The organism is Nitrospira sp. (assembly GCA_016788885.1).
GTDB lineage: Bacteria > Nitrospirota > Nitrospiria > Nitrospirales > Nitrospiraceae > Nitrospira_A.
The window spans coordinates 17,792-37,189 of sequence record JAEURX010000067.1 but is presented as its reverse complement, the minus strand read 5'-3'; the positions used below and the strand labels follow the sequence as shown (position 1 = coordinate 37,189).

The window sequence follows — 19,398 nt, the reverse complement described above, 5'->3', positions numbered from 1 at the left end:
ATTGAACGCGCGGTCGTACGGTGATGCATCGGTGATGGTGTGAGGACAGGAGGACGACGTGGAAGAAATCATCAGTGTCAATGATCAGTTCTATATCCTGGCCAGTTCATCGATGGCGGATGACCGCACCCGTGTGCTCAAACACGGGGAAACGTTCGGCGTATTCGACCGGTACGGCGATATCCAACCGGTGGGTAGGGGCACGCAGGGCGTATTTCACCAGGGCACTCGGTTTCTTTCGCGTCAGGAAGTGTTTCTCAACAATGACCGGCCCATGCTGCTGAGTTCCACGGTCAAGGAAGATAACGCGCTGCTGGCCGTGGATCTGACGAATCCTGACCTCTATCGCGACGGCCGCATCGCCATTCCGCGCGGGAGCGTGCACGTCTTTCGCTCTCGTTTTCTCTGGAACGGCGTGAGTTATGAGCGGTTCCGCCTGTCTAACTACAGCTTGGCACCGGTAAAAATGACGTTGTCGATCCGATTTGAGGCCGACTTCGCGGATATCTTTGAGGTTCGCGGCAAAAAACGGGAACGCAAAGGCCGCATGTTGCCGAACGTGCTGCGGAAGGATCTGCTGGTGTTGCGGTATGAAGGGCTCGATGAAGTCACGCGGGAGGCGCGGATTCAGTTTTCTCCGGAACCGTTGGAGGTTACGGCCTCGCAGGCGACGTTTGGGATTGAATTGGAGCCGAAGGGGGAAATCGCCGTGGCCGTGATGGTGGCGTGCGACGTTGCAGACTGCCATCGGCCGCTCTTGTCGTATGACGCGGCAATGGCTGAAGCCGGGTTGGCTTTCGGTGCGGAGCCGACCGAGGATTGCGCCATTCAAACATCGAACGCGCAATTCAACGAGTGGTGGAATCGCTCGGTGCTGGATGTCCGGATGATGGTGACAGACACGAACGAAGGTCCCTATCCCTACGCTGGTGTTCCCTGGTTCAGCACGCCGTTCGGGAGGGATGGCGTCATCACGGCGCTGGAGTGCTTATGGATCAGGCCGGAGTTAGCGCGCGGAGTGCTGGCGTATTTGGCGTCGACTCAAGCCAAGGAGGTGAACCCGGCTCAGGATGCCGAGCCAGGGAAGATCCTGCACGAAACACGCAAGGGGGAGATGGCGGCGCTGCACGAAATTCCTTTCGGGCTCTATTACGGGAGCGTCGATTCCACTCCATTGTTTGTGATGCTGGCCGGCGCCTATTATGAACGCACCGCGGATCTGGCCTTCATTCAAACCATCTGGCCGAATCTCGAAGCAGGGCTGACCTGGATGGATACCTTTGGCGATCCTGACCGCGACGGATTCGTGGAGTATGTACGGAAGTCTCCCACCGGGTTGGACAATCAGGGATGGAAAGACTCCCACGATTCGATTTCGCATGCGGATGGATCACTGGCTGAGGGGCCGATCGCCCTGTGCGAGGTGCAAGGGTATGTGTACGACGCCAAGGTCCAGGCCTCCAAACTCGCGGAGGCGTTGGGGTATGTCGATCGGGCCAGTCAGCTCAGGCGGCAGGCGCGATCGCTCAAAGAACGATTCGACGAAGCCTTCTGGTGTGAGGAATCGTCGACCTATGCTCTCGCACTGGACGGTCACAAGCGGCCATGTCAGGTCAAAACGTCCAATGCAGGCCATTGTCTGTATACAGGAATTGCCACGGACGAGCATGCCAGACGTGTGGCCGAGACGCTCATGTCGGATGAAGTATTCAGTGGGTGGGGAGTCCGGACGCTGGCCGATTCAGAACGACGGTACAATCCCATGTCCTACCACAACGGATCGATCTGGCCGCATGACAATGCGATGATCGCGGTCGGGCTTGCGCGGTATGGACTCAAGTCGGGTGTGGAAAAAATCATGACCGGGATGTTCGAGGTCAGTCTGGTCCTCGACTTCCACCGGTTGCCGGAGCTCTTCTGCGGATTTGTGCGAAGGCCTGGTCAAGGGTTGACGCGGTATCCCGTCGCCTGTAACCCGCAAGCCTGGGCGGCAGGGTCGGCCTTCATGGTGCTGCAGGCCTGTCTGGGGCTCTCGATTATCGCCTCGGAGCATAAGATTGTGTTCAGCCATCCCATCCTGCCGGAATTTATCGATAAGATGCAGATCAAGAATCTGAAGGTCGGCAGTGCGTCCGTGGATCTTCTCCTGCGGCGCCATGACCTTGATGTCGGTATCACCGTCACTCGCCGTGTCGGGAAGGTCGAAGTGGTGTCGGTGAAATAGCCGCGTCTCGTTGGGAACACGCGGCTGACGGTTACGGAGCCTCGGCGAGTTGCCAGACCATGTTGAGGACGTATCGTGCGACTGCGGTGAGGATTTGCGGATTGACCGTGCCTGCGGTATCGGTGGGCTGGTGGAAGTGCGGGTGGGGCCCGCCGCTGACCACGGTGACGGTCGGGATGCCGGCCTCCTTGAACGGAACGTGATCGCCACCAGGAAAAAAGCCGAAGAGATCGATTCGATCTGCCAGTCCTGCCTGCTGCCCAACCTGCTGTGCGAGCGGTTTCTCCACGCCGGTGAGTCCGATGGTGAGGCGTCCGTTTCCTACTGCTGCGTGGTCGATGTTGACCATCGCCGTGGTCGTGCGCAACGGCACGATCGGCTGGTTGACATAGAACGTTGATCCCAGCAGTCCCTGTTCCTCCCCGCTGAATGAGACCAGCACGATCGTTCGTGTGAGTGTGGTCGATAGTCCGCTGAGGACGCGCCCGACTTCCAGGAGCACTGCGGTGCCGGACGCATTGTCGTCGGCTCCGGCGAACAGCAGGCCGCCTTGTCGTCCAAAATGATCGCGATGCGCGCCGATGACGATCGCTTCCTCTGAATGCGCCCTGTCGTTTCCGGGCAAGATGGTGATCACATTGTGGAGCAAGCCGGCGTACGTTGCGCTGCGCCAACGCATCGTCACGACCGTATCCGTCAACGTCGATTGCGGGGCGTGACCTTCATGCATGTGTTGCTGCAGCATGCGCAGGCGATCGTCGTCGGTGGGTCGGATGGCACGAAGTATTGCCACCGCGCGTGCAGTGCTGATCCATGCTCCCGGAAGTGCGTGCCCCGGATCCGCCAGCCCATAGAACGCACTGGGTCTTCCGGTGACACCCCGACGCGCCTCATAGGCGTTGAGAATCGGGCCGGTTGCGGTCAAGTAGCCGAGCGCGCCATGGGCGTGCGCCGCACGGACCTTGTCCGCATGTGAAACCTGACGAGGGTAGCGCTCTGGTTTGCCTCGAAGAAACAAGACGATTTTTCCTCGGACATCGACATCCGCATAGTCATTCCACCCACCAGCCTGGTCGACAATCCCATAGCCGACAAATACGACGGGGGCCTGTAGGTCCGCCGATGGCGAATCGAGGATTGGGAGGTAGTCGGTGCCGATCTGGTCCGGTACGGTGTCGGGAGAGAGGGCAATCTCCAGCGTGGCATCCGTTCCGATGATCGTGGTGGAGACTGGGGCGGATTGCATGCGAGTGTGGTCGGGATGGTCTCCACTTCCAGTGGAAGGGGCTTGGGCAGCGAGTCGTTGCTTCTGCAAATCGAGGAAACGGTGTCGGACGAACTCGGCGGAAGCCAAGTCGTCAGGAGTGCCGGTTTGACGTCCGTTGAAGGCTGCGCCGCTCAACGTGTCGATGTCCTGCACCATGCGTTGGTTGGAAATTTGATCCAGGGCCTGGGTGAGCGACGCCGGGGTCTCCGTCAGACTCTGTGCGAAAACTGAGAAGGGTGTGAGTGCGAGGTAGAAGCTCGCTATTACTCCGAGGACAAAGCGGAACCCCGTCCGTCTCGAGACGAACGGGACGTTCTGTCGTTCTGTCGTTCTGTGATCGATTACCATCAGACAGAGGTGGCGTTCGCTTTCTGAGCGGACCAACGTTGATACCACCGCCAGAGCGGTCGTTGCACGAATTGTGGAAGCGGATAGCCCAAACCGCGGACATACCCGTCATCTCGATCCAGAACAGCGAGTGCCCACCAATATTTCTTCTGAAATGCTGCGCAGCGGGTCAGAATTTCCTCGTCGCTGAGCGGAATGCGCTGACGAAGGGTCGCGCCGATGGCCTCATCGGAGGTCATGTCACGAACAACGGATTCGATCCAGGCAGGCGTGAGCCGGAGGTGCCGCATGAAGGACTGGTCGAGCGCGGACGGGTAGGCATAGGCCCCGAGGGTGCCAGCCTGAAAAGCCCGCACTTTGTCGATTAGTCTGGGCAGCCAGATCATCCCTGCCACCTGGTCACTCCAGCGTCGAGGCGGCTGTCGTTGAAGATCCATGTGTCTTCCCTGGTGAGGCTCCTCCTGGGGTGATGACGGCACTATAACACAGGGCAACGAGCCCGTTGCAGAGAGCGAAGGGCTCAAGGTACTATCGACCCTTGGGTGCGAATTTTCATGATGCGCTCCCATTTAGGCGGGGCCATGAATCTGACGAGCAGTTTGTTCGGCAGGGTAAGGGGTAGGCACGATGGCAGAGCAGGGCAAGGGGTTGTACGACTATCAGTATGCACGGTTTCGAGACAATCAGGGCTCACATCAGGGCTATGAATTTCAGCACGGGCCTGCCGGGAGTGTGCCTCCCCCCGTGGTTTCATTCATGGATTCAATAAAGTGGTGGACGCTACGAGGGTGGCGACGGAAAAAGATTCTGGCTGAACGTGATCGATATCAGCAGGATATCATCCAGATGAAGTCGGCTCGTCCTAAGTCGTGACATCCACCCGAGGAAGGGTACTCCTGTGCACCAGAAAAACGATGGGCCCGTGGGGCAACACCATAGAGCATTCGGCAGTCGATGGATTCCGATGAATCAGGTTTTGAGAGGCGTCGGTTGTGTGGGCTTGGTCGTGCTTGCAGGCCTGTCGATGGGTGGGGGAGAGCGCGCGTGGGCCGTGCCGAAGGAAACGTCCACGGAAAAGGCAGAGCATTTGCGTCAGCAGGCGAATCCTCAGCTCTTCAACCATTGGACGTTCGACAAAGATCAACTCGGTTCGGTACCCGGTGGATTCACTGCGGTGGCTGCCGGCGATCAGCCCAGTGGCGTATGGAAAGTGGCTACGCAGGCGGCTGTACCGTCTGCTCCCAACATGCTGGTGGGAACCGCCGGTTGCGAGGGGTGCCGTGCGATCCTGATCGCTCAGGGGTTTCAGTACGAATATCCCGAGTTGGTTGTGCGTATCCAGCAAGGTACGGACGGTGCGTCGGGGCAGGTCGGTGTGGTATTCGGCATGAAGGATCCTCAGAATTATTACGCCACCATCGTGGATGTCGCGCAAAAAGTTATCCAGGTCGTACGCGTGATCGAGGGGAAGGAATCGGTCATTGGCCGGGCTCCGATCAAGGCCAAACCCGTTGACTGGCATACCCTTCGAATACAGCGCAACACGATCATCAGTAAAGATTTTATTGAGACGTTTTTTGATGGAAGCCTGGCATTATCCGTTGAAGATCAGGCACTTGGCGTGGGGCAGGTGGGCATGCTGGTGCTCGGGCTGGCGTCCGCCCGATTCGACAATTTCAACGCGGCCCCTCTGTACTCTAGCCGTCCGCTCTCGGCTCCTGCTGCGTACTGAGCCTCGGAGGGAGATGGTGAGGCTCAGGCGCGGAGGATCGTGCGCCGTGCAAATTCACGCTTGCCTTTCCCATTTCTGTGGCGTACAGTGAAGGTGCTTCATTGCGAAGAGCCTTGGCGATGAAGTCGTCGAAGAATTACAGGGCTCGATTCGATGTTGTTTTGGGTTCTTCCCGGGAATTTCGGAAGCCAGAGCTAAGATTGCCGCTGTGTTTGCATCTTCGGCCCATTCCTTCCTCGTTTCTTTCTCGAGTCCCAGACAACACCATCTTATTCTCAAAGGAGGAACCCCATGGGTTCGAAGATCTACGTTGGCGGCTTGCCATATTCAACCACCGAGCAACAGCTGAGTGACCTGTTCGCGGTGCACGGGGCGGTGACGTCGGCGCGCATCATTACGGACAAGTTCACGGGGCAGTCACGGGGTTTCGGCTTCGTCGAAATGTCTGGAGATTCTGAGGCACAGGCTGCAATCAACGCATTGAACGGGACACAGTTCGGTGGCCGCACCTTGACGGTCAACGAAGCTCGCCCACAGGAGCCGCGCTCCGGTGGCGGAGGACGTGGAATGGGCGGGGGCCGGCACTAACCTGCGTTCGTTTGTAGATACCTATTCAGGGGCTGCCGGCACGGCGGCCCCTGCGTTTTTCTCACCGTATTGTCCTCTCTCTGGTCTGCAGGGCCATCCAGGTTGTCTGCCCCTGTTTTCCCAAGATAGAGATTTAGGAGTTTCGTTACATGGTGTCGTTTGCCGAATTGTCTCTTACTTCGTTTCTCGCTGACCGTTTGCAACAGGCCGGGTTTACCGCCCCCACTCCCATTCAAGCTGCCGCGATTCCGCTGGCGTTGGAAGGGCGCGATCTCTTAGCCCAGGCGAAGACGGGAAGCGGAAAAACGCTTGCGTTCCTCATTCCGTTAATCGAGCGGGCCGTCAAAGAAAATTGGAAGTCTGCCGGCCATCCGTCCGCGCAGGCCGGATCGTCCCGGTCGCCGCGAGCATTGGTGTTGGCGCCGACCCGCGAGTTGGCCCTTCAGATTGAGATGGAGCTCCGCAAATATGCTCCGCCGTCGGTGACCTCGCTGGCCGTCTATGGCGGCGTTCCGATCGACCGGCATTACCGCGCCCTCCGTCAGGCGCCGATGATCGTGATCGGCACACCGGGGCGCCTGTTGGATGTTGCCGGCACGCGCCATTTGGATCTGCGCGGCGTCGAATATGTCGTGATGGACGAAGCCGATCAAATGTTGGATCGCGGGTTCTTACGTGATATTCAACGCATCCTTCAACTGCTTCCTGCGCAGCGGCAGACGATGTTGTTTTCGGCGACCTTTTCGCCGGAGATTCTCACGCTTGCAGAATCGATGCTGAAGAATCCTGCACGGACCTCAGTGGATCCCGGAGTGAATAGCCCGACCAAGATTACCCATGCCTACTATGTGGTGCCGAGCGAGGCCTCGCGGGTGCAGCTGATTCACACGTTGCTGCAAGCATCCGAAGCCGGCGATCAGTCGATGGTGTTTTGTGATCAGAAATACAAGGTGAAACGGTTGGCCGCACGGCTCGGAGGCGAACCGGCTTCCGTCGGTGCGATCACCGGGAATCACTCACAGGCCCAGCGGGAACGGACGCTCACGGCATTCCGCTCCGGACGCTTGCGCTCCCTGGTGGCGACCGATGTTGCGGCGCGTGGCCTGGATGTGCCGTCGGTCTCGCAGGTCATTCATTACGAGTTGCCAGGGAACCCCACATCCTACGTGCATCGTGCGGGACGGACCGGCCGCGCGGAACGTTCCGGCGCAACCCTCTTGATTCTCTCGCCGCAGGAAGAGCATGAATATTTGGCGATGGTGCGGCGTTTACGCATCCAAACGAAGCGCTTGGCCCTGCCCGCATTGGCGGCCTTACCCCCTCCAGCACATGAGCCGGAGGCTCCCCGTCAAGTGAGGCGTGATGTCCGGGGGCGCGATGCGCGGTCTCGGCGTCCTGGGGATCGTCCCAACTCAGTGGGGCAGGAGTCGCGAGGCGCACAGGGCCGTAGAGGCTGGCGTTCAAACCGACCGGCCGCTCCGCGCCACGGTAACAGTTGAAAAACATATGGTCGAGCAGGGGGGGCCGGTCCTGCTTGAATGAGGAGGGGCCGTTGATGAAAGGGATACGACGTGTGCTGATGGGCGCGCTGATCGTCGGGGTGTCGGCGTTCGGCGAAGGGGCCTTCGCTCAAAACGAGCTCGCCATTGCCGACGGAATGAAAGTGTCGCTGGAATATATCCTCACGCTTCCGGACAAGAGCGTAGCCGATTCGAACGTCGGCCAGGAGCCGATCACCTTCGTGCAAGGGGCGCATGAAATCGTGCCGGGCCTCGAAAAATCCCTTGACGGCATGAAGGCCGGGCAGAAACGTCGCATCGAGGTGCAGGCGCAAGATGCCTATGGTCCTTACAACAACAAGCTGAAGCAATCTGTCGACAAGGACAAACTTCCCAAGGACGTGAAAGTCGGGGATATTTTGCAGGCATCGGACAACCGGCTGGTGAAGGTCCTGGAAGTGAATGATAAGAAGGTTCTCATCGACCTCAATCATCCGCTCGCGGGAAAGACGCTGACGTTCGATGTGACGATTTTGAAGGTCGAAAAGGGCGACGCGGCAGACGCGACCGAAAAGAAGGCTCCCTAAGCTGCGCGAGACGCCCGATGAACGGGACAGTCGGTTCCCGAACTGACTGAGTGTCACCTTATCGGGTCGCTTTCAGCCGCCGTGATGGGTGACGTCACGGCGGCAGACTGCTTCCCACTTCACACACACGATCAGGTTCCGGAGGACGTTGAGATGATGACGTATCCACGCAGTCCGAAAGTGCTTCTCGGTGGCATTGCCCATCTGGGGCGATTTATCGATAAGATCAAGCTCCGCCATGCGGGGAAGATTCAAGACTACAATTACATCACCGTTGGGTTCGATAAGTACTTGATCGATTTTCTGCAGATCGATCCGAAAGCATTTGAGCCGCAGGTGTTGGCCGGCAAGAGTGATGAACAGTTGCTGGCCTGGGTGACGGCCAACGGTTGCAAGCATTCCGACGAAGAAATTGCGCAATGGTCGCAGGGCATTCTGACGAGCCACCCGAAGGACGACATGACCCGGCAGCGCTATCAGGGGCGCTTGCAGGAGATCGCCACGAAACGCGGCGTGCCGGTGGCATCCTTGCCGCCTGCCTCCACTTGGGTCGATGCGATCGAATTGGACGAAGGCCGAATGTAAGTCCGGGCTGACGGTGGGACGAGAGTGCTATCGCACTTCGGTCCATCCGTTGGATTGGGATTTGAAGATGACCGTGCGTGAAGACGTGCGGACCACCATGGCGTTCTGCCCTCCGTCGATCGACAGCACGCGTTCCTGCGGAGTCCAGGCAATATCAAAAAACCCGCCCGTATAGGTGGAAAATCCCAGCGCGCGTTCGTTGGTAACGGCCACGGCCACATGTCCGTGTCCGCGCAATTGAGAGACTAGTTCGTTCGGGCCGAGCGCGACGCTCGTCCAGTGACCGCGCGTTTCTTGGAAGCCATACACCTGCTGATTAGTGTGGGCCAGGATCAGGAACGGTTGAAGCTGGTGATGCCCCACGCGTTCTTCGACTCCCAGACGTACCTCCCGCCATTGCCGCAGGCCGGCCGAAAATCCCAGTAGTCGATGTGTGGTCTGGACGAATCCCGTATGTCCACGTGAACCGGACGTCACAATGGATTCCCCCGGCTGCAGGGATTCCTCGACGCCGCCTCCCGCCGCCGACCAGGCGATGACTTTGTCGGTGGTCGGCGTTACGGTAACTTGACCGCCCCCGCCCTGACTCAGTGACCATGTCGGTGTGAGTAGGAGGTGTGCGGCCGACAGGGTGATGGTGGTAAGCGTGGCTACCAGCAGTCGAGGCATGACAGTGATTCACTCCTCTTTCGAACCAACCTATCATAGCCCTGCGGACAAGCGAAGGCCGAAAATTCAGCCGAGATCCTGGTTGTGTCAGATGCGGACAGTGGTGATAGGATTCATCGCAGCGCCATCTTGGGCAGGTACGCAAGGATTCGGGGAGGGGGACTTGGGTGTGATACGTGGCCGGCCGGTTATCCTCTTGAGTGCGCTGAGTCTCAGCCTAGGTTTGCCGCTGCTGGGCCTGTGGTGGGCGGGCAAGCCCGTCGCACCCTATCTTGAGTGGCCCCCGACCACTAGGTCTGTCGTGCACGCGCCGTTCTCCTGGCCGGTGTTCGTGGGTGTGATGTTGTTCATTTGTGCAACGCTCGCACCGTTCGTTCTTCGTATCCTGCAAGCCACGCCCCGGGAGCGGCCGATTCCCGTCGCCGCCTTCCCCTGGTGGGGCTGGGGGGCCGCCATCTGGACGCTGGTGCTGTGGGGGTTGGCCTGGACCAGGTTTGAGTGGATGCAGCCGTTTCAGGCCCATACCTTCTTCCCGCTCTGGGTAGGGTATATCGTGCTGGTGAACGCGCTGACGTTCCGCCGCACCGGCCGGTGCATGGTGCTGAATCGTCCGCGCTATTTCGCGTCCCTCTTTCCGCTCAGCGCCGGCTTTTGGTGGTGCTTCGAATACCTGAATCGCTTTGTTCAGAACTGGTACTACCTCGGTGGAGGTGAACTGAGTGCCGGAGCCTACGTATTAAGTGCCACGCTGCCCTTTTCGACGGTGCTACCCGCCGTGCTCGGTACGGCTGAGTGGCTGACGGCGTATCCGCGTTATTCGGCGGGACTGGATCAGTTTGTGCGTCTCCGCTTTTCCCATCAGAGGGTGTGGGGATGGGTGATGCTCGTCAGCGCGGCGGGCGGACTTGTCGGTCTCGGCGTATGGCCTGATTATCTGTTTCCCTTGGTGTGGGTGGCGCCGCTGCTGCTGATCACGTCGCTTCAATTGATTCATCATGAGTCGACGATCTTCAGCGGCACAGTGCACGGTGATTGGCGGATGCTCTGGGCAGCGGCAGTTGCGGCGTTGATCTGCGGCTGCTTCTGGGAGATGTGGAACTTTTACAGCCTGGCCCGCTGGGAATATGCGGTGCCGTTCGTACACGGAGTTACACTGTTTCAGATGCCGTTGCTCGGGTATGCCGGTTACCTGCCGTTTGGGCTGGAATGTTTAGCCGTGGCGGACTTGTGCCTGGCTCAGAAGTTTTCCGGAGGCGTGGCCTATTACGGCTTGCCGGGGGCAGATGGCGGTTTTGCGCAGCGGAAACCGACCGTCGCCGACCGTTGATCGGCGGGGGCACCGCTGCGTGTAGCCGTTCGGAGCATGATGGGACGACTTTTCCACGATCCGCCGCGTAGACTTTTGTAGCGTCCACTGGTCGGGCCGGGCGGGTTCCGTTCCGGCATGTAGGCATAGTAGTCAAAGCCAAACCAGTCGTTGACCCACTCGGCGACGTTGCCCGCCATGTGATGGAGGCCATAGTAGCTTTTTCCTGCGTCGCCGCTGCTCACCGGCGCGAGGATCGGAATCTCATGCACGTGATGTTGTCCGAACATAGCCAACGAATTGTCTGGGAGGGTGTCTCCCCATGGAAACCGATTGCCGTCCGGCCCGCGCGCGGCCTTTTCCCATTCGGCCTCGGTCGGTAACCGTTTTCCGATCGAACGGCACAGGCTGTCGGCTTCTTTCCAGGTCACATACAGAGCCGGCCATTGGGCCAGGGTCTCATCGCTGACCGAGTGCACGGTGATGACGTGCCAGATCAAGTGCTGGAGTTCCTTCGACGGATGCAGTTTTCGATTTTGGAGATAGACGAGATATTCGCTGAGGCTCACTTCGTCGCGGTCGATCTCATAGGTATCCAGCCAGACGCGATGCTGCGGGAGTTCCGTATCATCAAACTGCGTTCCCATCCCGTATGGATCGTCATCCACCCGGATGCTCCCCAACAGAAACGGCCCTTCAGGAATGCGAATCGTCGGCGACGCGATCGTGATGTTGGCGATCGAGGTCAGATGTTTGGCCAATTCCGGTGTGGGGGGAGGCGTCGGGGTGCGCGCGGCAAGGGAAAGGGCCGGATGAAGCCAAGCCAGGGAGGAGGTGAGAAGTACAAGGCTCAGAGCGCGGAGAATCGCAGTGAGTCCCGATAGGCGGACCGTCACAGACATTAGGATTTACTCGGCGGAGTGGCGACGGACTTCCCGATTTCAGCAATGAGGCGACGCTCGATCTCAGCGATCTCCTCCGCATCAACCGCGAGTACACGTCCGCCCTGGACGATTCGCTCAAAATCGGCCTTCACGCTCAAGCGGGTGAGATTGGAGGGGAGGGCCTGAAGCGAGACGACATACTGGTTGCGGGAGCCGGCTGTCTCCAGAGAGCTCGGGGTTGAGACTTTCCGTTCCGTGACAAAGACGGCGCGTTGATCGGTCTTCACGGTGATTCTCACCCGGTAGCCGTTACGGGCCAAGGCTTCTTCAGCGGCTTTTCCGACAGCCGTTAACGGGCGGGGGAGGTCTTCCACCTGTGCACCCTTCTCTTCCACCCGGATGCTGTCCGTGAGCTGGGCGGCTTTGGCGGCGGTGCGTTGAATTTCGCCGGAGAGCTTCTTGGATTCGGCGAGTTGCGCGTCGAGCCTGGTGCCGAGCGCCTTGGCTTCGGTCTGCAGGGTTTTTGCCTCCGCCTGGGCATGGTCGGCTTGCTTCTTGGCGTCGCGCAGCTCCTGATTCAGCAGATCGATCTGTTGCTGCATGACTTTATTGCCGTCTTGCAGCGAATTCAGCAACGACTCCTGCTTGGCCAGTTGCTTGCGCAGGGCTTCATTTTCCTGTCGAAAGGGAGACTCGTCCGGCGCGCAACCGGCGCACCACGATAGTACCGCGAGGCCGAAGAGGGGAGCGAGTGATCGCTGAGGGGCCTTGATCATAGTTTGGGTGGAACAATCTGACCATTACCAGAGTTTGTCCCCCCTTGTCCATCTTCATTCACATTCTCGCCGGTTTGACCCATCGCGAATGGAGCGGCTATTCTGTGTCATGGCGTTCTGGTACGGGGCGATCTTTTTCCTGAGTCTGCTGCTGGTCCAACCGGCAAGTGTTCCTGCCGCGACTCTGTCGGAGTTGCCGGAGTCGGTGCCTGCCGAGGATTATGCGTTGTACGATCTCGCGGTTGAAACCAAGTTTCTCACGTCCCAGACGAAGCTTGTGGTGATCGAACGGATGACGACGACGCACCTACATCCCGACGAGCCGCGCGTGCCCACGGTCGCCTGGTTTGCCGAGCAGGACCTGTTTGATCATCAATTGCCGCAAGACCTGATTCGTGATTTCGTGGCGAAGGCCCAGAGGCCGTCACGTTTGGACACTCGGTTCGGTTTTGGCGTGCGGTATCGGTTTGTGTCCGGTGAGGGTGGATCGGATGCGGAGACGGCTCTGCTGACGTGGCCTGTTGCGCAACGGGTGGATGAGGAACGGGGTGCTCCCGACGTCATCGATCGGCTCGCGTTTTCACGTGTGGGCTTCACGAGGCGAGGAGATCAGGCGTTGCTCTATGTCGCCAATCCGCGCCAGGATGGAACCGGGGCGGGGTTCCTGCTCTGGTTCGTCCGACAACGCCAGACTTGGGAGTTGTACGGCACGGAGGTGGTATGGGTGTCGCGTCCTGAGCAGGGACGGTCGGGCAGGCGGGAGTGACGCCGGTTCTGTGTGTCGACAGCGATGGAGGGTGTGAGGAGAGGCATGATTCGCAAAACATTTTCGGTCCCCCCGCTCGGGTGCAATTGTTCGATCATTGGTGACCCTGTTACCAAGCAGGCGGTGGTGGTCGATCCTGGCGGTGCGCCTGAACGTATTCTGCGGGAGGTCCAAGCCCTGGGCCTGACGGTGGTCAGCATTCTGCACACGCATGCGCACTTCGACCACTTTCTTGCGTCGGGAGCCATGAAGCACGCCACAGGGGCAGTGCTCTGCCTGCACCAGGAGGACCGCCCGCTCTGGGACATGCTGGAGACACAGTGCCGTATGTTCGGTGTGCCCTACGTACCGGCGCCGCCGCCGGATCATTGGCTGACGGATGAGGAGCGTGTGACGATCGGCCAGCTGGAAGGGGTGGCGTTACATACGCCCGGGCATACGCCTGGTTCCATGTGTTTTCATTTTCCGACCGCACAACTTCTCGTGGCGGGCGACACATTATTTCGCGGCAGCATCGGTCGCACCGATCTGTGGGGCGGAGATTTCGAGGCCATCGAACAATCGATCCGTGAGCGGCTCTATACGCTCGATGCACGGACCGCCGTGGTGACCGGACATGGGGCGGAGACCGAAATCGGTCTGGAGCGAGAGTGTAATTCCTTCGTGCGGGCCTGACCGCGGCGAGGTTGTTTTTGTCGGACGAAGCGGTCGGTGCTTGTGTGCAGCGGCGGGATTCGTCAAGCCGATTGTGTCATGTGAACGGGCCTCCATGTCATGACAGGAGGAAACCATGATCGCGAACGCACGGCGGTGGTTGCTGAGTGCACTGTTTCTCCCGATGCTGGCCATCTCCTCCGGCGATTTCCTTGCCCGCGCGGATGATGGCGGAGCCTCTTCCCAAGTGACGATCAGCGAGGTGCGGGTTGCTTTGTCCGATCACGGCCCGGTGGTGCTGCTCTCTGCGGATGGAAAGACCATCCCTGTCTTTGTGGATCATACGGTCGCCGCTTCTATTCAGGCGGCCCTCACCGGCGAAAAGTTGCCCCGTCCCCTCTCGCATGAGTTGATGCATACCATACTCGAGTCATTGGGCGGACGGGTCGTTCGGACCGTCATCACGTTGAAGTCCGGCACCTTCTACGGAAGTTTAACCGTAGCCTTTCAAGGGCAGGAAAAGGTATTCGATAGCCGTTCGTCGGATTCCATCGCTCTGGCCATTCACTTTCATGCGCCGATCGTCGTCGGGCGGGATTTGCTCGAGCGGGCCAGCACACCGTCGCATGAACCGACGCCGCAGGCGCTGTAGCCGTCGTCCTGCGGTAGATGCCGGGCGAGAGGTGGGCCGTAGATCGTGGGTGTGTCTCGCGAAGAAACAGGCAGTGCTGGCCTTTTGGCAGGTTCTGTCCTATCGTACGGGTCATACGCAGGAGCCCGGACCATCCCGGCGTGGAGGCCGCCTCACGATGAAAAATCAACGCAAGCATGAACGGGTGCGCGTGCAGTTTCGCAGCCATTTTTCCATGAAGGGGAAAATGCTGGCCGGGGATGGGGATCTCACGGACTTGTCGCCCGGTGGGTGCAGAATTCTCAGTCCCGTTCCGGTCACCGTGGGGGCTGAAGTGGAACTGTGTATTTTCCCCGGTGATAGCGCCAACCCGATTCTCATCGACGCAGCCACCGTCCGGTGGTGCAGGCCGAATGAGTTCGGCCTGTCCATCACGAAAATCCGTGTGCCGGTTCAGCGCCACCTGACGGACGTCTGGCGTAAACTAGCGAAGCCGGCCTAATCGCCGTCCTGCCTGCTCCCATCACTCGGTCCTGTTCCCCACGACCTCCGCAGAGCGCCGGGATTCCCCGTTTGGTGAGCGGCGTGAGGCGCGGTATGGCGGCATGCGCTCGGCTTATCTGGGTTGCGTGGCGTGAGGAGGGGGTCAGATCTTCATGGCATCGCGCACTTCGGCCATGGTCTGAGAAGAAACCGCCGTCGCCCGCCGGCGTCCGTCTTCAACAATGTCGTCCAGACGCTCCGGCTGTTGCGTCAGCGCTGCGCGCACGTCCCACATGGGTGCGAGCCGCTCCACCACACGGTCGGCAACGAGTTTCTTGCAGTCAATGCAGCCGATGGCAGCCGTGCGGCAATCTTGGTTGACTTGCTCGATGACGGGTAGCGGCGAAAAGATCTTGTGAAAATCGTAGACCGGACAGACATCCGGGTTGCCCGGGTCGTGTCGGCGTACACGAGCGGGGTCGGTGATCATTGTTTTGATCTTCTGCCGGACCACCGGTTCCGCATCGGACAGATTGATGGCGTTGCCATAGCTTTTGCTCATCTTACGCCCGTCGGTGCCGAGCACTTTCGGGAACTTAGTGAGGTGTTCCTGCGGCTCGGGAAATACGGGCCGGTACAGGCCGTTGAATCGGCGTGCGAGTTCGCGGGTGAGTTCGAGGTGCGGTAACTGGTCCTTCCCCACCGGGACGAAGTCAGGCTTGTAGAGAAGAATGTCCGCGGCCTGCAGGACCGGGTAGCCGAGAAACCCATAGGTGCTGAGGTCCCGCTCTTTGATTTCTTCCTGTTTTTCCTTGTAGGTCGGATTCCGCTCCAGCCAAGACACGGGGATCATCATTGAAAACAGCAGGTGCAGCACCGCGTGGTCCGGGACCTGCGATTGAATGAAGACGGTGGCTCGCTGCGGATCGATACCGGCAGCCAGCCAATCGATCAACATTTCCCGTACGTATTCGCGAATGCGGCTGGTATCGGCGTAGTTGGACGACAGGGCATGCCAGTCCGCCACGAAGAAGAAACAGTCGTATTGCTCCTGCAGCGCGTTCCAATTCTCCAGCGCCCCCAACCAATTACCGAGGTGGAGCAGCCCGCTGGCTTGCATTCCGCTGAGTACCCGCTTTCGAGTCGTCGTCATACCCTCACTCCCGTATGCGCGCGCCGGCCTCATGGGGAAGCGCGTCGTGTCCCTAGTATGGTGTTCTGCGTGGGTCTCGTTAGTCCAGGGGGACGAACTTGCCCTGTTTCACTTGGATGAGAAAGACGTGGCGATTGAGAGTGCCGTCGGGACTGAACCCGCTGGGGCCGCTCAGGGTCGGCAGGTCATGTTGCATCATCAAATAGTCGCGGATGGCCTCTCCGCTGGTCGCGCCTCGCCGGATGGCTTCCACGGCCAATCGCGCGGCGTCATAGCCTTGCGCGGCGAAGAGCGAGGGTGTGGCCTGAAATCGTTTGCGATACCGTTCCACGAACTCCTGTACGACTGGGTTGGCACTCTCGGCGAAAAATCCGTCGGCAAACACACCGCCTTCGACGGTTCGGTCGGCGACCCGCGCGAAATCCGGCGTGTTCCATCCATTGCCCCCGAGTAACGGCACTGCAATGTCAAAAAACGCCAATTGGGCTGCCAGCAGTCCCACATCCAGCGAACGTCCCGGAATGAAGACCGCGTCGAATCCTGGTGAGTAGAGCAGGCGTTTACCCTTCTTGCCACCCTGTCTGATGCCGGTTTTGGCCGGGTCGTTGTCGACTTGTACTTCCACACCGTATTTCTTGAGATCTTCGGCCTTGAGTTTGCCGATCACGGCACGAAAGTCGCTGTCGCCTTCCTTGTAGGGTTCGCTCGCGATCAGTTCTCCGTCCTGTTGCCGGATTTCTTGGGCGAATAGGCGGGCCAGGTCGCGGCCGTAGGGCGTGTCGGGGTAGAGGACGGCGAAGCGCTTGAATGGTTGTTCCTTGGTCGCGTACTCCGCCACGCGTTTGGCCTGCTGCCCATAGGTGAGCGCCGTGCTGAAGACGTAGTTGCCGAATCGTCGCAGGTTTGGGACGGTCGCGCTCGGTGTGATGAGCGGAATATGCGTACGTTCGGCCATCTCCGCCATCACGGGAAGATTTTTCGACAGCAGGGGACCGATCACGGCCAGCGGTCGATCGTCGGAGAGCACATTGGAGAGTTCATCGAGAAAGGCCGCCCGGTCGGATTCCGTATCCTTGACGATCAGGCCGATGGACGGGCTGTCCCCGCCGTCTTTCGGTCGTTCCAGCGCGAGTTGAATGCCGTTCAACACTTCTGTCCCGAACGGCGCCAGTTTGCCGGACATGGGAAAAATAGCGGCAATGGAGTAGGGATGCGATTTGAATTTGGTTCGGACCACAGCCTGCAGATCGGCGGCTTTCGCGGCGTACGCATGCGTGGGGAACCGGCTGAGAAACAGGCGCAGATCCCGCTCGACCAGGTGATCTTCCCCCGACGCGGTGTGGAGTTCGATCAGCTTGATAGATGCGAGGTCTCCCGGAAACGTTTTTGGATAGGCATCCCGTACGCGTACAAGCGTTGGGATATCGAGCTTCTCGTTGACCAACTCCCGAATCTGACTTTCCGTGTCGTGCGCCTGCTCGCCGGTATCCAGCGGGAGTTCATCCAGCCAGGCTTGAATCGCGCGTAGAAAATCCTTTTTCTGTGCCTGGAATTCGCCGGTGAGCCGCAAGGCATCCCGCTTCACGGCCGGGTCCGTCGACAGGCTGCGGACTTCCGAGAGGAGTGGGAGCGCAAGATCGAGATTGCCGGCTCGCGCGTGGGTCTTCGCCAGCAGGAGCTTGGCGCGATCGACCAGGTCGGAGCTGGGAAATTCGCCGAGCAGTTGATTGACGTAGCGGATCGTCTCGGTCTGCTCCTTCATGCCGAACATGGCGGCGGCCATCAGGAGGTACGCATCGTCCAGAAGGTCGGGAGTGGGGCCGCTTTCGATGAATCGTCGCAGCATGACCGCGGCTGCTTCCGGTTGTTCCGCGTCGATGAGCCGTTTGGCCTGGTCTAAGGCCGATTGTGCCGTGGCTGCCGGCGATTTCGCCGGAGCCGAACGGGAAGGTGCAGGAGCCTTGGAGGCGGCAGCAGCCGTGGTGAGCGTGCCAGGGCTTACGAGGAGCGCCACCGCGAGGGCGACGCTGCACGCGCGGAGATGCGGGGCGCAGAATACTGATCGAGGAACCATTGACTCCTGTGCATGGCGAACGCTCTCGCCGCAATGGTGGCTACTATAGGAAACAGGTGCGGGGGTGTCAAGGTAACTTGCGCGCATGGCGTTGTGTTCATTGGAAGGCTTGGATATAGTCGAACACGTATGGGTTCTGTTCTCGTCAGCGAGGGCCTTTCCGATGAACGGTGATCGCGCGGACAAGGTTCCGCAGGAGTCGGAGTCGCTGCCGCTGGATGCAGTGATCGAACGGTATTGGACCTACCTGCGCATTGCCCGTGGCTTGTCACAGAATACGCTGTTGGCCTATCAGCGGGACGTCACGACCTTCCAGCGCTATCTTCGAGACCAAGGACTGCATGAGGCGCAGGAGGTGTCTCCCCCGCTCCTCGCCGACTTTCTCCAACACTTGCATCGCTCCGGCCTCGCGCCCTCTTCCCGCGCGCGTTCGCTCGCCGCCATCCGTAGCCTGTTTCGCTTTCTTAAACAAGAGGGGATCGTCTCGGCGAATCCGACGGTGAGTCTCCGCAGCACGTCCCGGGCGCGACAATTGCCGAAAACGTTGAGCCATGAGGAGGTGACGCATCTTCTGGCGCTGCCGGTTGATCCCTCGCCGGAAAGCCAACGCGATCGCGCAATGGTGGAGGTGTTGTATGCAGCCGGTCTGCGCGTGTCGGAACTCATTGCCTTGAAGGTCGATCAGTGCAATCTGGAGGTCGGCTATCTCGGCATCACCGGCAAGGGGGACAAGCAGCGTGTGGTGCCGATCGGGCGGCCGGCCGTGGCGGAGATGCAGGCGTATCTGCGGCATGTTCGACCGGTCCTCTTGAAGCAGCGATCGTCTCGCTTCGTGTTTGTCACTCGCCGAGGCACGCCGTTGACGCGCCAAGGATTTTGGAAACTGCTGCGCGGGCGCGCACAGCGGGCTGGGATTGCGCGCATGCCGTCGCCCCACATGCTCCGGCATTCGTTTGCCACACATCTGTTGCAAGGCGGCGCCGACTTGCGATCGGTGCAAGCGATGCTCGGGCATGCCGACATCGCGACGACGCAAATTTATACCCACGTCGACTCAGCACAGTTGAAAAAAGTCCACACGGCGTGTTTCCCGCGCAACAGATCGGCACGGAAAGACGTTCTGGTCGAGGAGCGAGGGGTTGCGAAGGGCGTCGGGGAGTCCGAATGATGAA

20 protein-coding genes are annotated in these 19,398 nt (G+C 59.7%); 13 read left to right on the top strand and 7 right to left on the bottom strand.

Going from position 1 to position 19,398, the window contains the following annotated elements:
• Positions 1-58 precede the first annotated feature (58 nt).
• Positions 59-2,224, top strand: coding sequence for an amylo-alpha-1,6-glucosidase (locus JNL86_17015; protein MBL8044611.1), 2,166 nt, complete (start codon positions 59-61; stop codon positions 2,222-2,224).
• Positions 2,225-2,255: 31 nt separating this feature from the next.
• Here JNL86_17015 and JNL86_17010 read toward each other — a convergent pair whose 3' ends face one another.
• Both JNL86_17010 and JNL86_17005 read right to left on the bottom strand, forming a co-directional pair.
• Entirely contained in the window at positions 2,256-3,647 is a 1,392-nt protein-coding gene (locus tag JNL86_17010) for a M28 family peptidase (protein ID MBL8044610.1), read from the bottom strand.
• A gap of 191 nt (positions 3,648-3,838) precedes the next feature.
• Positions 3,839-4,276 carry a DUF5069 domain-containing protein gene (locus tag JNL86_17005; protein MBL8044609.1) on the bottom strand — a complete coding sequence of 146 codons (438 nt, stop codon included), beginning with the start codon at positions 4,274-4,276 and terminating at the stop codon, positions 3,839-3,841.
• A 190-nt stretch (positions 4,277-4,466) separates the two neighbouring features.
• On the opposite strand from JNL86_17005, the gene JNL86_17000 reads away from it, so the two are divergent.
• The 6 genes from JNL86_17000 to JNL86_16975 all read left to right on the top strand — a co-directional run bounded on the left by JNL86_17000 (position 4,467) and on the right by JNL86_16975 (position 8,830).
• Positions 4,467-4,712: a hypothetical protein gene (locus JNL86_17000; protein ID MBL8044608.1), complete on the top strand. Its 246-nt coding sequence runs from the start codon at positions 4,467-4,469 to the stop codon at positions 4,710-4,712.
• 91 nt (positions 4,713-4,803) lie between these two features.
• A complete protein-coding gene (locus JNL86_16995) occupies positions 4,804-5,571 on the top strand; it encodes a hypothetical protein (protein MBL8044607.1) in 768 nt (255 codons plus the stop codon).
• A gap of 291 nt (positions 5,572-5,862) precedes the next feature.
• Positions 5,863-6,159 (top strand): RNA-binding protein, encoded by a 297-nt coding sequence (locus JNL86_16990; protein MBL8044606.1) that lies wholly within the window; start codon positions 5,863-5,865, stop codon positions 6,157-6,159.
• Positions 6,160-6,308: 149 nt separating this feature from the next.
• Positions 6,309-7,658, top strand: coding sequence for a DEAD/DEAH box helicase (locus tag JNL86_16985; GenBank protein MBL8044605.1), 1,350 nt, complete (start codon positions 6,309-6,311; stop codon positions 7,656-7,658).
• A 56-nt stretch (positions 7,659-7,714) separates the two neighbouring features.
• Entirely contained in the window at positions 7,715-8,245 is a 531-nt protein-coding gene (locus JNL86_16980; GenBank protein MBL8044604.1) for a peptidylprolyl isomerase, read from the top strand.
• A gap of 153 nt (positions 8,246-8,398) precedes the next feature.
• Positions 8,399-8,830 (top strand): DUF5069 domain-containing protein, encoded by a 432-nt coding sequence (locus JNL86_16975; GenBank protein MBL8044603.1) that lies wholly within the window; start codon positions 8,399-8,401, stop codon positions 8,828-8,830.
• 27 nt (positions 8,831-8,857) lie between these two features.
• Here the strand turns inward: JNL86_16975 and JNL86_16970 are convergent, their stop codons facing one another.
• Positions 8,858-9,499: a hypothetical protein gene (locus JNL86_16970; GenBank protein ID MBL8044602.1), complete on the bottom strand. Its 642-nt coding sequence runs from the start codon at positions 9,497-9,499 to the stop codon at positions 8,858-8,860.
• A gap of 163 nt (positions 9,500-9,662) precedes the next feature.
• On the opposite strand from JNL86_16970, the gene JNL86_16965 reads away from it, so the two are divergent.
• Complete coding sequence (locus JNL86_16965) at positions 9,663-10,826, top strand: hypothetical protein (GenBank protein MBL8044601.1); 1,164 nt, start codon at positions 9,663-9,665, stop codon at positions 10,824-10,826.
• Here JNL86_16965 and JNL86_16960 read toward each other — a convergent pair.
• Both JNL86_16960 and JNL86_16955 read right to left on the bottom strand, forming a co-directional pair.
• Entirely contained in the window at positions 10,763-11,707 is a 945-nt protein-coding gene (locus JNL86_16960) for an SUMF1/EgtB/PvdO family nonheme iron enzyme (protein ID MBL8044600.1), read from the bottom strand. The two genes, JNL86_16965 and JNL86_16960, sit on opposite strands and share 64 nt — an antisense overlap.
• The gene (locus tag JNL86_16955; protein ID MBL8044599.1) at positions 11,707-12,465 is read right to left on the bottom strand and encodes a hypothetical protein; all 759 of its coding nucleotides are present in this window, start codon (positions 12,463-12,465) and stop codon (positions 11,707-11,709) included. The genes JNL86_16960 and JNL86_16955 overlap by 1 nt, the downstream gene beginning before the upstream one ends.
• Positions 12,466-12,574: 109 nt before the next feature.
• Here JNL86_16955 and JNL86_16950 point away from each other — a divergent pair, with 109 nt between their 5' ends.
• From JNL86_16950 to JNL86_16935, 4 genes are all read left to right on the top strand, one after another.
• Entirely contained in the window at positions 12,575-13,231 is a 657-nt protein-coding gene (locus JNL86_16950) for a hypothetical protein (GenBank protein MBL8044598.1), read from the top strand.
• A gap of 45 nt (positions 13,232-13,276) precedes the next feature.
• On the top strand, positions 13,277-13,906 hold the full coding sequence (locus tag JNL86_16945; GenBank protein MBL8044597.1) for an MBL fold metallo-hydrolase: 630 nt from the start codon (positions 13,277-13,279) through the stop codon (positions 13,904-13,906).
• A gap of 115 nt (positions 13,907-14,021) precedes the next feature.
• Positions 14,022-14,537 carry a bifunctional nuclease family protein gene (locus JNL86_16940; GenBank protein MBL8044596.1) on the top strand — a complete coding sequence of 172 codons (516 nt, stop codon included), beginning with the start codon at positions 14,022-14,024 and terminating at the stop codon, positions 14,535-14,537.
• Between the two features lie 157 nt (positions 14,538-14,694).
• A complete protein-coding gene (locus JNL86_16935; GenBank protein ID MBL8044595.1) occupies positions 14,695-15,018 on the top strand; it encodes a PilZ domain-containing protein in 324 nt (107 codons plus the stop codon).
• A gap of 144 nt (positions 15,019-15,162) precedes the next feature.
• Here the strand turns inward: JNL86_16935 and trpS are convergent, their stop codons facing one another.
• Both trpS and JNL86_16925 read right to left on the bottom strand, forming a co-directional pair.
• Positions 15,163-16,152 (bottom strand): tryptophan--tRNA ligase, encoded by a 990-nt coding sequence (gene trpS / locus JNL86_16930; GenBank protein ID MBL8044594.1) that lies wholly within the window; start codon positions 16,150-16,152, stop codon positions 15,163-15,165.
• Between the two features lie 79 nt (positions 16,153-16,231).
• Positions 16,232-18,226: a penicillin-binding protein activator gene (locus JNL86_16925; protein MBL8044593.1), complete on the bottom strand. Its 1,995-nt coding sequence runs from the start codon at positions 18,224-18,226 to the stop codon at positions 16,232-16,234.
• 163 nt (positions 18,227-18,389) lie between these two features.
• Here JNL86_16925 and xerD point away from each other — a divergent pair, with 163 nt between their 5' ends.
• A complete protein-coding gene (xerD, locus tag JNL86_16920; protein MBL8044592.1) occupies positions 18,390-19,394 on the top strand; it encodes a site-specific tyrosine recombinase XerD in 1,005 nt (334 codons plus the stop codon).
• Positions 19,395-19,398 lie beyond the last annotated feature (4 nt).